Genomic DNA, 15,355 nt, shown 5'->3' on the forward strand with positions numbered 1-15,355 from the left:
GCTCCTTTCCCAGTGCTTAAGATCCGGTGCTATCGCATCCAAATTCTTCCGGATGTCCGTATGGCCTCGGGCAAAGGCCGGGCATCCGCTGGGGGAGGTCGACCCGTGTCGTCGATGTCAGATTGGTTCAGCTCTGCCTATGAGGCCGTCGTGCGCTCCAGCGCCAACGGCAGTTGGCGGGACATCGTCCCGCTGGGCCTCGCGGGCCTGCTGGTATGGGGGTTGTGGATCTACCGGGTGGTGCTGTCGCGCCTGGCCAGGCCGGTCGTCAACGATTACCGCACCACGGTCTCCGTGGTGATCCCCTCCTTCCGCGAGGACGCCGCGATCCTGGTGAAGTGCCTGGAGAGCTGGCTGGCCCAGGACCCGATGGAAGTGATCATCGTGGTGGACGTCGCGGACACCGAGTGCCACGAGCGGCTGAGCCAGGTGCACGATCCGCGGCTGAAGGTCCTGATCTACGAGCACGCGGGCAAGCGCTCCGCGCTCGGCGTGGGCATCCGGGAGGCCAAGGGCGAGGTCGTGGTCTTCGCGGACTCCGACACCTGGTGGGAGCCGGGGCTGCTGGAGGCCGTCCAGATGCCGTTCCAGGACCCCACGGTGGGCGGGGTCGGCACCCAGCAGAACGTCTACCAGCGCACCACCAGCGTGTGGCGGCGCATCGCCGACTGGCTGGTCAACCTCCGCTACTACGACTACGTCCCGGCCATGGGAAGCAAGGGCGGCGTCGCCTGCCTGTCCGGCCGCACCGCCGCCTACCGGCGCGAGGCGATCCTGCCGGTGGTGGAGCACCTGGAGAACGAGTTCTTCCTCGGCCGCCGCTGCATCGCCGGTGACGACGGCCGGCTCACCTGGCTGGTGCTGGCCTCCGGATACAAGACGGTGCACCAGTCGTCCGCGCGGGCGATCTCCATGTTCCCCGACTCCTTCCGGGCGTTCGTCAAGCAGCGCATCCGCTGGAGCCGCAACTCCTACCGGTGCTACCTGACGGCCCTGTGGAAGGGCTGGCTGTGGAAGACGCCGTTCGTCACCAAGGTGACCGTGCTGCAGATCCTGCTGACCCCGGTGACCATGGGCGTCACCCTGGCCTACCTGTTCTTCAGCCGACTGGAGCTGACCCCGCTGGGCCTCACGCTGACGCTGGGCTGGGTGCTGCTCGGCCGGGGCGTCCGGGGCTGGTCGCATCTCAAGCGGCACCCCAAGGAGATCCTGCTGCTGCCGCTGACCTGCCTGGTCGTCATCATGATCGCCCTTCCGATCAAGTTGTACGCGTTCTTCACCATGAACAAGCAGGGCTGGCTGACCCGCTCCGCGGACCAGGCGGGCAGCGAGGGACAGACGGCCGCCACCCTCGAGGGCGTGGCCTGAATGTCCTCGCCGACGAGACACCTCGCCGCGGGAGCGCTGGCGCTCCTGCTCCTCGCCGGCGCCGCGCCGGCCTGGGCCGAACCCCTGCCGTCCCCGACCGCGGACACCGCGACGGAGGGAGGGCCGGGGCAGCTCACCGAGAAGTCGGCCCAGCCCGGTACGGAGCAGACGGGGACCGGACAGCCGACGCAGGCGCCGACGGAAGCGACACCGGCAGGCCCGGCGCAGGCGACGCAGCCGGACACCGTCCGGCAGGACGAGACCCAGGACGCGCAGAACGCCGAGATGCAGGCGACGATGGTCGACCAGGAGGACCAGCGGATCATCCAGACCCGGGCGGCGCTCACCGCCATGCTGCAGGCGGGCGGGACCGAGGCGGCCCAGCGCAAGCAGCCCCAGGTCTTCGGCTCCGCCCACGGCGAGACCCTGGTCCTGCCGGCCCGCAATGACGAGCGGCCCTACACGATCAAGGACCTGACGGCGGTCGGGAACGGGAGCTACGTCCGGAAGCAGCCCGACGGGTCCTACCTGGTGGGCGTGCACATCTTCGTGGCGGACGGCGCCCGGCTGCTGCTGCGCGGCCCCCTGACGCTCCGGATGGGCAGCCTGCCGGGGACGTTCAGCTCCATCGTCGGATTCGGCGGGACGATCCAGATCACCGGGACGCGCAAGCACCCCGTGCGGATCACCAGCTGGAACGTCCGGACGAAGAGGCCCGACACCGAGCCCGCCGACGGGCGCCCCTACATCCGCGCGATCGGCGGCGCGTTCAAGATGCGCTACACCTCGGTCTCCCACCTGGGGTTCTGGAGCGGGCGCACCGCGGGCATCGCGCTCACCGGCACCGACCGCCCCGCCAGCGCCTACCGGCACCGGACCAAGGACCAACGACACGCCGACAAGGAAGATCGGCTGAACCGCAACAACGAAGGGCAGGGCGGGAGCAACTTCGGCGACGTGGAGACCACCCCGGTCGGGCCGGGGACCGCCTCCCACGTCCCGGCCGAGGACTTGGTCACCGGTTACGTCCGCAATAGCACGATCACCGGCAACGCCTACGGGCTGTTCGTCTCGGGCTCCAACCAGACCCAGATCCTCGACAACAAGATCAGGAACAGCCTGGTCCACGGAGTGCTCCTCCACCGGTTCACCAAGAACGCGACAGTCGCCAGAACAACGGTGACCGGCAGCGGCGGAGACGGGTTCGTCCTGTCCCGGGCCACCGAGAAGGTCCGGGTCGAGACATGCGTGGCCGAGAGCAACGGACGCAACGGCTTCACACTGAACGGACAGCAGCTGGCCGACGGGCCGTCGGCGTCGGGCGAGTCGCTGGCGGCGTACGGAGACAGCTCGGTCAACGGCAGCATCGCCCGCGACAACGGCCGGTACGGGATCGAGATCCTCGGCGGAAGCCGGCTGGCCGTCCAGACCAGCCAGGTCTACGGCGGCGACATGGGCATCGTCGTACGCGCCCACGCCCAGGGCGTCCAGATCTCCGGCAACCGGCTGGAAGGCCAGAGACGGCACGCGATCGCGCTCCGCGACGGAGTGAAGGGCGCCTACGTGGCCGGGAACACCATCGCGGGCGCTGTCACCGGCATCTACATGCGGAGCTCCAACGGCACCGTCACCGGGAACAAGGTGACCACGGCCCAGGCGCCCAAGGCCCACGGAATCACGGTGGTCGGGGACGCCGACGACACCGAGATCACCAGGAACACCCTGAAGGGGGCCGGCACCAGCGCGGTGAGCACGGCGCGTTCCAGCGGTGACGTCTACCGGAACCACAATGACACCGACGGCTGGAAGGACACCTCCGGCTTCTGGAGCAAGGCCAAGCGCTACCTCAAGCCGATGAACCTCATCTGGGCGGGCGTCATCCTCCTGGTGGTGATCACCGCCCTGCGCTCCGGCGGGAGCAGGAACCAGGGCACGAACCCGTACGGGAAGCAGACGAAGCTGGAGGAGAGGCCCGCGATCGAACTGCGGCGCAAGGGCCGTCGTCACGCGCCCGCACCGGTGCCGCCGCGGGCTCCCGCGCGGCCCTCCGTCCAGATCCCGACGACGGTCGGCGGGGGGCAGCCGTGAAGCCGGGGAACAGGCGCAAGCCCCTTCTCGTGCTCCTCGCCCTGGTGCTCATCGCCTCCGGCACCTGGGGGTACCTGACGTTCGTGTCCGGAGACACCGGAGACCTGCCCGACGTCAACGACGTTTCGGCCGCCGACGCCCAGCAGCAGTCGACGCTGGTCGACCAGGAGGACCTGCGGGTCATGCAGACGCGGGCGGCGCTCACGTCCGCGCTGGCCCGCGGCGGGCCCAACGCCGCGGCGGCCCGGCAACCGCACATCTCCAGCTCGGCGAACGGCCGGACCCTGGTGCTGCCCCAGCGTGGCGAGCCGTACCGGGTCTCGGACCTGGAGGCCCTGGGAGGCGAGGACTTCCAGAAGCAGACCGACGGCTCCTATGTACTGAACATCAACGTCTTCATCGGTCCAGGCGCCCGCCTGGTGCTGCAGAACGCCACGGGGCCGCTGGTGCTCAGGATGCGCAGCGAACCGGGCGCCTTCACCTCCATCGTGGGGTTCGGCGCCGACATCCGGATCAACGGCTCGGCCCAGAACCCCGTCCACCTCACCAGCTGGAACTCCAGGGAGCAGAAGGAGGACACCAAGGTCGCCGACGGACGGGCCTACATCAGGGTCGTCGGCGGCGCGCTGAAGATGAGCCACGCCCGGGTGGAGCACCTGGGGTTCTGGAGCGGGCGGACCGGCGGCCTGTCGATGACCGGGAGCGACCGGTCCAGCGAGGGCGCCGAACAGGTGCCCGGAACCCAGGCCCAAGGGCAGAAGCTCCTGAGCCCCGACGGCCGGTCCCGGGCGCAGCGCGGCGGGGACACCGTCGTGGAGATCATGGACGGCTCCGGCGGCAGGAAGGTGAGCTACCAGATGCCGGAGGCCAACCTGGTCACCGGGTCCATCGAGGACAGCACGATCGTCGGCAACGCCTACGGGATCTTCATCACCGGCTCCAACGAGACGAGGATCCGCGCCACCACGGTGCAGGACAGCCTCGTCAACGGGGTGCTGCTGCACCGCTTCGCGCGGAACGCCACGATCGAGAACACCACGGTCACCCGCAGCAGAGGTGACGGGTTCGTCCTGTCCCGCGCCACCCAGAACGTCAAGATCAGCGGATCGACGGCGGAGGAGAACGGCGGCAACGGCTTCACCCTGAGCGGGCTGCCGCTGGCCCAGGCGGCCTCCGCCTCCGGAGAGTCGCTTCGCAGCTTCGGCGACAGCTCGGTGACCAGCAGCGTCGCCCGGGACAACGAGCGCTACGGCATGGAGATCCAGGGCGGGGTGCGCCTGTCCGTCCAGACCAGCGAGGTCGTCGGAGGCGAGGCGGGCATCGTGGTGAGCAAGGAGGCGCGCGACGTCCAGATCTCGGGGAACCGGCTGAGCGGCCAGTCCGAACAGGGCATCTCGCTGCGCGACGGCGTCCGCTCGGCCAAGATCAGCGGGAACATCGTGCGGAACACCCGGGTGGCGATCCACCTGCGCGACTCCAGGGCGACGATCACCGGGAACACCGTCCAGTCGGTGTCCCTGCACGGGCTGACCCTCATCGGGCAGGCCGAGGGCACGCGGATCACCGGCAACACGCTCGGCGGCGCGGGACGCAGCGCGATCGACTCCGACCGGGTGCTGGGAGCGGTGACCATCGCCGGGAACAACACCGACGGCTGGCAGGAGACCGCGGGGTTCTGGACGATGGTCAAGCGGATCGCCAAACCGATGAACATCATCTGGGCGGTCGTGTTCGGCGTGGTGCTCGTGTCCGCCTTCCGGTCGCGAGGGCTGGGACCGCGGATCGGCAGAAGGGGCATCGACCCCTACTCCCTGCAGAAGGCCATGGAGGAGCGACCGGTACGCCGGCTGAAGGCCGCCGCCGACACAGAGGCCGAACCCGCCAGGGTGTCCTCGGGAACGGATCGGAGTTGACATGCTCGGCCGGATGAAGATCGATGTGAAGTTCCTCGCGGGCCTGCTGGTCGGAGTCCTCGCCACCATGCTGGTCGTCGGCCTGACGATGGGCGGCTCGTCCGACTCCGAGACCCCGCGGATCGAACCGCTCGGCCCGGCGGGCTCCGAACCGGTGCCGGGACCCGCGGACGGAGAGGACGAAGAAGTCGAAGTGGACGCAGGGGACGGCGAGGAGTTCAAGGCCGTCGAGGAACCGCCGACGACACCCGTCCCGTCCTCGGGAGAAGGACGGATCAGCTGCCCGGAACCGACCGTGACCGTCAGCAGCGCCCTGGAACTGGTCGAGGCGCTGGAAGCCGCCGGTCCCGGAACGGTGATCAAGCTGGCTCCCGGGGTCTACCAGGGCAGGTTCGTCGCGACCACCACCGGCACGAAGGAAAAGCCGATCTTCGTGTGCGGCGAGAAGGAATCGATCATCGACGGCGGCGGGGTCAAGAAGGGCTACGCCTTCCACCTCGACGACGTCAGCCACTGGCGGCTGGTCGGCTTCACCGTGCGCCACAGCCAGAAGGGCGTCATGGCCGACAAGACGAACGACACGATCATCCAGGACCTGGCCGTCCACCACATCGGCGACGAGGCCATCCACCTGCGGAACTTCAGCAGTCGCAACACGGTGCAGTACAACCTGATCTACGCGACGGGGCTGCGGCGGGAGAAGTTCGGCGAAGGCGTGTACCTGGGCAGTGCCGAGAGCAACTGGGAGCAGTTCTCCGGCGGGAAGATGGACCGCAGCGACGAGAACACCGTGCGCGGCAACGTCATCCGCGCCACCGCCGAGGCGATCGACATCAAAGAGGGCACCTCGAACGGCCGCATCATCGGCAACGTCTTCGACGGCTCGAAACTCGGCGGATCCAAGCACAACGACTCGTGGGTCGACGTCAAGGGCAACGGCTACCTGATCGAGGGCAATCAAGGCGCCGGGACCAACGCGGACGGCTTCCAGACGCACCAGATCGTCGAGGGCTGGGGGACCGGCAACGTGTTCCGCGGCAACGTCATCGACCTCGGTGATTCAGGCGGTGTCGGCATCAACGACACCGTCGGGGGGAACACGATCGCCTGCGACAACAAGGTCACCGGCGGTCCGCTCACCAAAAAAGACGGCTGCTCCTGAGTCGGAGGCTCAGCGGCTGACAACCCCGAAGGGAAAGTAATGGAAGTTTCCGAGCTTCCCAGGCTCACCGTCATCGGCACCGGATACCTTGGCGCCACCCACGCGGTCTGCATGGCCTCACTGGGCTACGAGGTACTGGGCCTGGACGTGGACGCCCGCAAGGTCGAACGGCTCGCCTCCGGCGAGGTCCCCTTCTTCGAGCCGGGGCTGCCGGAGCTGCTGGCCAAGGCGCTGGACTCCGGACGGCTGCGGTTCACCACCTCCTACCAGGAGGCCGCCGAGTTCGGCGATGTGCACTTCATCTGCGTGGGCACGCCCCAGCAGCCCGGCTCGGACGCCTGCGACCTGCGGTACGTCGACGCGTCCGTGAGCGACCTGGCCGTGCATCTCACCCGCAAGGCCCTTGTCGTCGGCAAGTCGACGGTCCCCGTCGGCACCGCGGCGCGGCTGGCCGACCTGGTGCGGGAGCTGGCCCCGGCCGGCGAGGAGGTGGAGCTGGCCTGGAACCCCGAGTTCCTGCGGGAGGGGTTCGCGGTCGACGACACCCTGCGCCCGGACCGGCTGGTGTTCGGCACCACCTCCGAGTGGGCCCGGGAGCGGCTGGCCTCGGCCTTCAAACCGATCCTCGACCACGGCACGCCTGTCGTGGACACCGACCTGGCCACCGCGGAGCTCGTCAAAGTGGCGGCGAACTCCTTCCTCGCCACGAAGATCTCCTACATCAACGCGATGGCCGAGATCTGCGAGGTCACCGGCGCCGACGTCCGTGACCTGGCGCAGGCGCTGGCCTACGACGACCGGATCGGCGGCCGTTTCCTGCAGCCCGGCCTGGGCTTCGGCGGCGGCTGCCTGCCCAAGGACATCCGCGCCTTCGCCCACCGCGCCGAGGAGATCGGCGTCGGGCAGGCCGTCTCCTTCCTCCGCGAGGTCGACGCGATCAACCGCCGCCGCCGCTCCCGCACCATCGACCTGGTCCGCGGCCTCCTGGGCGGCCGCCTGGACGGGGCCCGCATCGCCTGCCTGGGCGCCGCCTTCAAGCCCAACTCCGACGACATCCGCGACGCCCCGGCACTGGACGTCGCCCGCACCATGCACGGCCTCGGCGCACATGTCCGCGTCTACGACCCCGCAGCCCTGGACAACGCCCGCCTGGCCTACCCCGAGCTCCGCTACGGCGAGAGCGCCCTGGACGTGGCCCGCGATGCCGACGTCGTCGTCCTTCTCACCGAATGGTCTGAGTTCCGGGAGATCGACCCCGCCGCCATGGCCGAGGTGGTTCGCCACCGCCGTATCGTGGACGGCCGCCATGCCCTGGACGCCGTCCTCTGGCGCTCCGCCGGCTGGGAATACCGGGCGCTGGGCCGCCCCTGACCACCCCTGGGACCGCGCAGGAGTGACGCCCGCAGCCGTGCGTCCCGAACGGTGCTGACACACCGGCCGGCCGCTTCCGCTACCGGGCGGCGACACGGATCATGTCCGTGGCCCGCCTCGGAGGCGGCATCCCCTGACCCCGGAGAAACCACCGCCGCTTTCTTCCAGGTCTCGCCACACCCGTCCTCGGCCCGGGTGCGCGGGTGCTGCGGGGGTCAGGGGGAAGGGCGGAGGCGCCAGCCGGTGCGGGTGCGGTCGACGAAGCCGGTGGCGGCCAGGAGGGCGAGGCGGCTGCGGGCGGTGGGGAGGTCCACGGCGGCCGAGGCGGCTATGGCGTGGGTGGGGGCTCCGGAAGGGCCGGAGGGGACGGCTTCCAGGACGGAGCGGGAGTCGGGGTCCAGATGGTCCCGGGGGAGGACGGGCCTGTCGTCGGGGCGGTCGAGGCCCTCGCCGATCCGGCCTATCTCCTCGATGACGTCCTCGGCGCAGGTGACCAGGCGGGTGGCGGGAGGGGTGGCGCGCAGGAGGTCATGGCAGCCGCGGGACATGATCGAGGTGACCGGGCCGGGGAAGGCCATGAGGTGACGGCCCAGATCACGGGCGCGGTGGGCGGTGTTGAGGGCGCCGCTGCGCAGGTCGGCCTCGACGACGACGGTGCCCTTGGTGAGGGCGGCGATCACGCGGTTGCGGACGAGGAAACGGGGACGGGTCGGATGGGAGGCGGGAGGCCACTCGCTGACCAGGAGGCCGGTGCGGCTTATCTCGGCGAACAGGCCCTCATGGCGGGGAGGGTAGGGGACGTCCACCCCGTTGGCCAGCACGGCGACGGTGACGCCGTCCGCCGCCAGGGCCCCCCGGTGGGCCTCGCCGTCGATGCCCAGAGCGCCGCCGCTGACGACGGTCCAGCCCCGTTCGGCCATCTCCGCGCCGAGCTCGGCGGCCACGCGGCGGCCGTAGGGGGAGGCGGCGCGGGCACCCACCACCGCGACCGACCGCAGGCACAGCTGACGCAGGTCGCCGCGGCCCCGCAGCCACAACATGAGCGGAGCGCCCTCACCGAGCTGGTCCAGTGTGGTGGGCCACCCGGGATCCCCCGGGCACAGGATCCGCCCGCCGACCTTCTCCGCCAGGAACAGCACCCCGTCCAGATCGAACGCCTCCGCCCGCATCCGCCAACCGGCGAGCTTCTTCTCGGTGATCCCCGACCCGCCCGGTACCCGCCCGCCCCGGATGGCCTCCACCGCCCCTTCGGCTCCGAGCCGCGCCACCAGCCGCCACGCCGCCTCGTCACCCGGCTCGCACACCCCGCTGAGCCAGGCCCGAGCCACCCCCTCGGCCTCGCCCTCCGCCCTCGGCCTCATCCGTCCGTCCATCTCTTCCTCCTCGAACCTCGAAATTCTCGACTCGGCGTACTGCGCACCGACACGCTCCGGTGCGCTCCGCGATTGGGCCTGGGGCTGGGCCTGAGGGCTTGGCCCTGCGGTTGCGGCTGGGATCGGGTCTGGGCGGGGTGGCTGGACGGGGATGCCATCGGTGACGGTCAGGCACGGGGGCCTCGCCAGAGGTCCAGGGCTTCGGCGGTGTCCCAGGGGGCGGGGGCGTCGCGGCCGCCGAGATCGGCGAGGGTCCAGGCGGCGCGCAGGGCGCGGTCCATGCCCCGGGCGCTGAGGGAGCCCTCCTGGAGGGCGCGTTCCAGGGGGGCCAGGGCCTCGGGGGAGACGGGGAAACGGCGCCGGAGTTCGGGGCCGGGTATCTCGCTGTTGCTGCGCCAGGGAAGGCCGGACATGCGGGTGAGGGCGCGGTCGCGGGCGTCCTGGACGCGGGCGGCCACGGTCTGGCTGGACTCGGCGTTCTCCAGGTCGTAGCGGAGTTCGGCGCGGGTGGCGGGGCTCAGTTCCAGCTTGAGGTCCACCCGATCCAGGAGAGGGCCGGAGATCTTGGCCAGATAGCGGGCTCGGACGGAGGGGGTGCAGCGGCACTGCAGGACCTTGGCGGCGGCGCAGGGACAGGGGTTGGCCGCCAGCACCAGGGAGAACATGGCGGGGAAGCGGGTGCTGACGCCGCTGCGGTCGATGCAGACCTCGCCGGACTCCATGGGCTGGCGCAGGGAGTCGAGGATGCCGCCCGTGTACTCGGGGGCCTCGTCGAGGAACAGGATGCCGTTGTGGGCGAGACTGATCGCGCCGGGACGGACCTGGCGTCCGGATCCGCCGCCGATGATGGCGGACCGCGTGGCGCTGTGGTGCGGGGCCTGGAAGGGGGCGCGGTCGATGAGGGGACTGCCCGGAGGCAGGGCGCCCGCGATGGAGTGGATGGCCGTCACCTCCAGGGCCATCCTGCGGTCCAGTGCGGGAAGCAGGGTGGGGAGCCGTTCGGCGAGCATCGTCTTCCCGCAGCCGGGAGGACCCAGAAGGAACAGGTGGTGGCCGCCCGCGGCACTGACCTCCAGGGCGCGGCGGGCCTCCGCCTGGCCCCGCACATCGGCCAGATCCAGGGAACCGCGCCGGGAACGGGCGGATTCGCCCGGCGAGGGGCGGGACGGCTCCTCGGGCTCGTCCGGTTCGAGGGGCGGGGGCTCTTGGCGCAGATGGCACAGCAGCCCTCGCAGGCTGCTGACGGCGATGACCTTGACGTCGGGGACGAGTTCGGCCTCCACCTGGTTGGCGCGGGGCACGACCACGGTGCGGCAGCCCGCCTCCGCGGCGCCCAGCACGGCGGGCAGGACTCCGGGGACGGGGCGGATCCGGCCGTCCAGACCCAGTTCGCCGAGCATGACGAGGTCGGCGCAGTCGGCGAGGGGCAGCCCGCCGGCGGCGGCGAGGATCGCGACCGCGATCGCCACGTCGAAGCCCGCGCCCGCCTTGGGCAGGCCCGCAGGCCCCAGCGCCACGGTCGTGTGCCGAACCGGCCATTCCTCGCCCGAATGCATGATCGCCGCGCGCACCCGGTCGCGGGCCTCGCTGAGCGCCGTGTCGGGCAGGCCGACCAGGTGGAGGCCGGGGGTGCCGCTGGTGATGGCGGCCTCGACGTCGACGAGATGGCCGGACACCCCGACGAGGGCGACCGCGCGGGTCCGGGCGAGGGCCATCACGCGACCTCCTTCAGGTGGTCGACGGTGAAGCCGCCGGCCCCGCCGCCGACCAGGCCGATCAGATCGATCCGGACCGACGACGTCCGGACGCCGTGCTCCTTGGCCCAGCGCCGCGCCAGCCTGCGCAGCCGCAGCGCCTTGGAGATCGTGATCGCCTCGGCGGGGGCGCCGTAGGCGAGGCTGCGCCGCGTCTTCACCTCGCAGACCACATGCCGGTGCCCGTCGTGGGCCACGATGTCCAGTTCCCCTTCGGCGCATCTCCAGTTGCGTTCGAGTACCCGCCACCCCAGGCCCTCCAGGTAGCGCACCGCCGCGTTCTCCCCGCGGCGTCCCAGTTCGTGTCCGGCGTTCATCGCCATCACCTCCTGGCCATCACCCTGGGTCAGGAAGAGTCGCGAAAAGCTACCGAACCGCGTTCTGTGGACAACCGCCGACTTGATCCCGACGCCGTGCGCCAGAGCGAATCCGGAGGACGCGTCGGGACGCGGGCACCCGACGCCGAAGGCGAGGCTCGGGACGAGACCGAAGCCGGGCGTGCGAGCGCTCGGCGTGGGCTGCCGGGGCGTCGAACGTGCGGAGGGGGCTTTGCGAGGTCCGGTTGGGTGTGGGTGCCTGTCCGCGGGACGTGGAGCCGGCCGGGTGCGGTCTGAGGGGAAGCCTGAGGCGCCGAGCGGGCTTGCGGAGCCGGGTCGGTGCGTGAGGCGTGTGGAGCCGGACGGGCGGGCCGGGCCGTCGGCGGGCGGGGCGAGGGGCGGAGGGGAGGGTCAGGCGCGGGGGTGGGTCCGGGAGTGGACGGCCTTGAGGTGGGTGGGGGTGAGGTGGGTGTAGAGCTGGGTGGTCTGGAGGGAGGCGTGGCCCAGGAGGTCCTGGACGGTGCGGAGGTCGGCGCCGCCTTCCAGGAGGTGGGTGGCGGCGGTGTGGCGGAGGCCGTGGGGGGTGAGGTCGGGGAGGCCGGCTTCCCGGAGGGCCCGGTGGACCACGCGGCGGGCCGTGTTGGGGTGGAGGCGGGAACCCCGCGATCCCAGGAGGAGGGCCGGGCCGCTTCGGGGCGTGGTCCAGGCGGGACGGGCGGCCAGCCAGGAGCGGACGGCCCGGAGGGCGGGTCTTCCGATGGGGACGGTGCGTTCCTTGCCGCCCTTGCCCAGGACGCGGACGGTCTCGGTCTCCTCGTCCAGGTCGTCGATGTCCAGGGCGCACAGTTCGCTGACGCGGATCGCGGTGGCGTAGAGGATCTCCAGGACGGCCAGGTCGCGCAGGCGCTCGGGGGAGGGGTCCCCGGGGGCGTCCAGGAGTTCGGCGGCCTGGTCCCGGCGGAGGATGCGGGGGAGGGCGCGGGAGGCCCGCGGGACGCCCAGGAGGGGGCCCGGGTCCTGGGGCAGGCGGCCGCCGCGGTGGGCCCAGGCCGTGTAGGTGCGGACGGCCGCGGTGCGGCGGGCCAGGGTGGACTTGGCCAGCCCGGCGTCGTGCAGGCGGGCCAGCCAGTCGCGGATCAGGTCGACGTGCAGGTCGGAGGGGGCGGTCAGGCCGCGGGACAGGGCGTGGGCCTCCAAGTCGCGCAGGTCGCTCAGATAGGAGCGGACGGTGTGCGCGGACAGGCCGCGTTCCAGTCGTAGATGCCGCTCGAACTCCACCAGATCCAGGCCGCTCACTCCGGCAACGCTACCCGCGAAGCGTGCCGATGATCCGTACTTGCGGGTCTTGGGAGGGGAAGCGGCGGATCGGGGAGAGACCGGATGAAGGGGAATCGGGTGACCTTGGTCTCGGCGCGGGGGCGGGAGCGAAGCGCCGGGGGTCAGGGGCCGGTCCAGCGGGGGAGGAGGCGAATGCGCGGGAGGGCGAGGAGCGCCAGAGGGTCGAGGTAGGCGGTGTCGCGGCGGAGGCCCCAGTGGAGGCAGGTGCCGGGGAAGCAGTGGGTCCGAACCCGCTGGACGGTGCCGATGACGTCTCCGGCGGCGACCGCGGCGCCTTGGGGGACGGCGGGGACGACGGGTTCGTAGGTGGTGCGCAGGGGGCCGTGGGTGATGGTGATCACGCCGCGGCCGGCGAGGTCGCGGGCGAAGACCACGCGCCCCGCGGCGGGCGCGCGGACGGGCAGTCCCGGACGGGCGGCGAGGTCGACGCCCCGGTGTCCGGGCAGCCAGGGCGCGGCGGGCGGGGCGAAGGCGCGGACGACCCGGACGGGTGCCGGCAGGGGCCATTCCCAGGGCGGCGGAGGGACGGGAAGCGGAAGGATCATGCCGCCAGCATCGGCGTCCACGGCCCCCCGGAGCGGGCCGAACCCCGTTCTGGGGACGAGTGGTTCGCCTTCCGATTCGTGGTCGGGGGCCCGTTCCCCTAAACTGGGAACACGGCGTGGGTGGACTCTGTCCGCCTGCCCGAATTCTCAGCGTCCGCCGGCCGCCCAGGCGGGACGTGCCTCCCAGGTCCGCGACGTCCTCGTGACGGAGCGGCGGGGCTCGTCCGGACGTGACAGGCGAACCGAACACAAGAAGGAGTACGGGCCATGGCTCCCGTCGTCACCATGCGACAGCTGCTCGAGAGCGGCGTTCACTTCGGACACCAGACGCGTCGCTGGAACCCGAAGATGAAGCGCTTCATCCTCACCGAGCGCAACGGCATCTACATCATCGACCTGCAGCAGTCGCTCGCCCACATCGACCGCGCCTACGAGTTCATCAAGGCGACCGTCGCGCACGGCGGCACGATCCTGTTCGTCGGCACCAAGAAGCAGGCGCAGGAGGCGATCGCCGAGCAGGCGACCCGCGTCGGCATGCCGTACGTCAACCAGCGCTGGCTGGGCGGCATGCTCACCAACTTCTCCACCGTGCACAAGCGGCTGCAGCGCCTCAAGGAGCTCGAGCTCCTCGACTTCGACGACGTGGCCGGCTCCGGCATGACCAAGAAGGAGCTCCTGGGTCTCAAGCGCGAGAAGGACAAGCTGGAGAAGACCCTCGGCGGTATCCGCGACATGGCGAAGGTCCCCTCCGCCATCTGGATCGTGGACACCAAGAAGGAGCACATCGCGATCAACGAGGCCAAGAAGCTGGGCATCCCGGTCGTCGCGATCCTCGACACCAACTGCGACCCCGACGAGGTCGACTACCCGATCCCGGGTAACGACGACGCCATCCGCGCCGTCAGCATCCTGACCCGCGTGGTCGCCGACGCCGCCGCCGACGGCCTGCTGGCCCGCTCCGGCGGAGGCGCCGGCGCCGACAAGGCCGTCGAGGTCGCCGAGCCGCTGGCCGAGTGGGAGCGCGAGCTGCTCGAGGGCAAGAAGGACGAGGAGCCCGCCGCCGAGGCCGCCCCGGCTGAGGCTGAGGAGGCCCCGGCTGAGGAGGCCCCGGCCGCCGAGGCCGAGGAGACCCCGGCCGAAGCCGCCGCCGAGGCCCCGGCCGCCGAGTAAGTCCTCACGAGCGCGGTCCCGGACGGGGCCGCGCTCGTCCCAGAGCAGACCACGAAGAGGGATTCAAGAACCATGGCGAACTTCACCGCCGCCGACGTCAAGCGGCTCCGTGAGCTCACCGGCTCCGGCATGATGGACTGCAAGAACGCGCTCACCGAGTCCGAGGGTGACCTGGAGAAGGCCGTAGAGATCCTGCGCCTCAAGGGCGCCAAGGACGTCGGCAAGCGCGCCGAGCGCACCGCCGGCAACGGCCTGGTCGCCGAGTACTTCAACGGCGAGGGTGACGGCACCCTGCTCGAGCTCAACTGCGAGACCGACTTCGTGGCCAAGCTCGAGTCCTTCATCGCGCTCGCCGACAAGATCACCAAGTTCGCCGCCGAGTCCGGCGCCGCGGACGTCCCGGCCCTGCTGGGCGCGGAGATCGAGCCGGGCAAGACCGTCCAGGCCCTGATCGAGGAGAACTCCGCGGTCATCGGCGAGAAGCTGGAACTGCGCCGCTTCGCGCACTTCACCGGCGCCTACGTGGCCAGCTACCTGCACAAGTCCGACCCGCAGCTGCCGCCGACCACCGGCGTGCTGGTCCAGCTCGACAAGGTCGACGCCCAGGTGGCCAAGGACATCGCCCAGCAGATCGCGGCGATGGCTCCGAAGTACCTCACCTTCGAGGAGATCCCGGCCGACGTGATCGAGAAGGAGCGGGCGCTGGCCGAGACCAAGACCCGCGAGGAGGGCAAGCCCGAGGCCGCGATCGCCAAGATCGTCGAGGGCCGGGTCAACGCCTACCTGCGTGACTTCGTCCTGCTGGAGCAGGCCTTCGTCAAGGACAACAAGAAGACCATCGCCAAGCTCCTCGACGAGGCCGGCGTCAAGGTCGAGCGGTTCGTCCGCTTCAAGGTCGGCCAGGCCTGAGGCTCTCGCCCAGAGGCTGATCCGCTTTCTCCTTAGCCGGGGGAAAT

The 15,355-nt window shown here is 71.1% G+C and carries 12 protein-coding genes; 7 read left to right on the forward strand and 5 right to left on the reverse strand.

What is annotated here, in order from left to right; all coding sequences use genetic code 11:
- Window positions 1–114 precede the first annotated feature (114 nt).
- The 5 genes from ABGB12_RS06350 to ABGB12_RS06370 are packed head-to-tail and all read left to right on the forward strand — an operon-like array spanning window position 115 to window position 7,902.
- Window positions 115–1,368 (forward strand): glycosyltransferase family 2 protein, encoded by a 1,254-nt coding sequence (locus tag ABGB12_RS06350; protein WP_347675317.1) that lies wholly within the window; start codon window positions 115–117, stop codon window positions 1,366–1,368.
- Window positions 1,369–3,456, forward strand: coding sequence for a right-handed parallel beta-helix repeat-containing protein (locus ABGB12_RS06355; RefSeq protein ID WP_347675318.1), 2,088 nt, complete (start codon window positions 1,369–1,371; stop codon window positions 3,454–3,456).
- Window positions 3,453–5,369, forward strand: a complete 1,917-nt coding sequence (locus ABGB12_RS06360) for a NosD domain-containing protein (protein WP_347675319.1) — start codon at window positions 3,453–3,455, stop codon at window positions 5,367–5,369. The genes ABGB12_RS06355 and ABGB12_RS06360 overlap by 4 nt, the downstream gene beginning before the upstream one ends.
- Window positions 5,370–5,382: 13 nt before the next feature.
- Window positions 5,383–6,531, forward strand: a complete 1,149-nt coding sequence (locus ABGB12_RS06365) for a right-handed parallel beta-helix repeat-containing protein (RefSeq protein WP_347675320.1) — start codon at window positions 5,383–5,385, stop codon at window positions 6,529–6,531.
- Window positions 6,532–6,570: 39 nt separating this feature from the next.
- On the forward strand, window positions 6,571–7,902 hold the full coding sequence (locus ABGB12_RS06370; protein ID WP_347675321.1) for a UDP-glucose/GDP-mannose dehydrogenase family protein: 1,332 nt from the start codon (window positions 6,571–6,573) through the stop codon (window positions 7,900–7,902).
- A gap of 215 nt (window positions 7,903–8,117) precedes the next feature.
- Here the strand turns inward: ABGB12_RS06370 and dprA are convergent, their stop codons facing one another.
- The 5 genes from dprA to ABGB12_RS06395 all read right to left on the reverse strand — a co-directional run bounded on the left by dprA (window position 8,118) and on the right by ABGB12_RS06395 (window position 13,229).
- On the reverse strand, window positions 8,118–9,275 hold the full coding sequence (gene dprA, locus ABGB12_RS06375; protein ID WP_347675322.1) for a DNA-processing protein DprA: 1,158 nt from the start codon (window positions 9,273–9,275) through the stop codon (window positions 8,118–8,120).
- Between the two features lie 167 nt (window positions 9,276–9,442).
- On the reverse strand, window positions 9,443–10,990 hold the full coding sequence (locus tag ABGB12_RS06380) for a YifB family Mg chelatase-like AAA ATPase (protein WP_347675323.1): 1,548 nt from the start codon (window positions 10,988–10,990) through the stop codon (window positions 9,443–9,445).
- On the reverse strand, window positions 10,990–11,346 hold the full coding sequence (locus tag ABGB12_RS06385; protein WP_347675324.1) for a YraN family protein: 357 nt from the start codon (window positions 11,344–11,346) through the stop codon (window positions 10,990–10,992). Before ABGB12_RS06385 ends, ABGB12_RS06380 begins: the two co-directional genes overlap by 1 nt.
- A 411-nt stretch (window positions 11,347–11,757) precedes the next feature.
- Window positions 11,758–12,642: a tyrosine recombinase XerC gene (locus tag ABGB12_RS06390; protein WP_347675325.1), complete on the reverse strand. Its 885-nt coding sequence runs from the start codon at window positions 12,640–12,642 to the stop codon at window positions 11,758–11,760.
- Window positions 12,643–12,785: 143 nt separating this feature from the next.
- A complete protein-coding gene (locus ABGB12_RS06395; protein WP_347675326.1) occupies window positions 12,786–13,229 on the reverse strand; it encodes a M23 family metallopeptidase in 444 nt (147 codons plus the stop codon).
- A gap of 267 nt (window positions 13,230–13,496) precedes the next feature.
- Here ABGB12_RS06395 and rpsB point away from each other — a divergent pair, with 267 nt between their 5' ends.
- Together rpsB and tsf are read left to right on the forward strand one after the other, a co-directional pair.
- Entirely contained in the window at window positions 13,497–14,399 is a 903-nt protein-coding gene (gene rpsB / locus ABGB12_RS06400; RefSeq protein ID WP_347675327.1) for a 30S ribosomal protein S2, read from the forward strand.
- Between the two features lie 72 nt (window positions 14,400–14,471).
- On the forward strand, window positions 14,472–15,308 hold the full coding sequence (tsf, locus tag ABGB12_RS06405) for a translation elongation factor Ts (protein ID WP_347675328.1): 837 nt from the start codon (window positions 14,472–14,474) through the stop codon (window positions 15,306–15,308).
- Window positions 15,309–15,355 lie beyond the last annotated feature (47 nt).

It is taken from the genome of Actinocorallia sp. B10E7 (assembly GCF_039871655.1).
In the GTDB taxonomy this organism is placed as follows: domain Bacteria; phylum Actinomycetota; class Actinomycetes; order Streptosporangiales; family Streptosporangiaceae; genus Actinocorallia.

Coding starts and splice junctions, on each gene's coding strand:
- ABGB12_RS06350 (WP_347675317.1), top strand. CDS start 115: ATGTCAGATTGGTTCAGCTCTGCCTATGAGGCCGTCGTGCGCTCCAGC.
- ABGB12_RS06355 (WP_347675318.1), top strand. CDS start 1,369: ATGTCCTCGCCGACGAGACACCTCGCCGCGGGAGCGCTGGCGCTCCTG.
- ABGB12_RS06365 (WP_347675320.1), top strand. CDS start 5,383: ATGAAGATCGATGTGAAGTTCCTCGCGGGCCTGCTGGTCGGAGTCCTC.
- ABGB12_RS06370 (WP_347675321.1), top strand. CDS start 6,571: ATGGAAGTTTCCGAGCTTCCCAGGCTCACCGTCATCGGCACCGGATAC.
- dprA (WP_347675322.1), bottom strand. CDS start 9,275: ATGGACGGACGGATGAGGCCGAGGGCGGAGGGCGAGGCCGAGGGGGTG.
- ABGB12_RS06380 (WP_347675323.1), bottom strand. CDS start 10,990: ATGGCCCTCGCCCGGACCCGCGCGGTCGCCCTCGTCGGGGTGTCCGGC.
- ABGB12_RS06385 (WP_347675324.1), bottom strand. CDS start 11,346: ATGAACGCCGGACACGAACTGGGACGCCGCGGGGAGAACGCGGCGGTG.
- ABGB12_RS06395 (WP_347675326.1), bottom strand. CDS start 13,229: ATGATCCTTCCGCTTCCCGTCCCTCCGCCGCCCTGGGAATGGCCCCTG.
- rpsB (WP_347675327.1), top strand. CDS start 13,497: ATGGCTCCCGTCGTCACCATGCGACAGCTGCTCGAGAGCGGCGTTCAC.
- tsf (WP_347675328.1), top strand. CDS start 14,472: ATGGCGAACTTCACCGCCGCCGACGTCAAGCGGCTCCGTGAGCTCACC.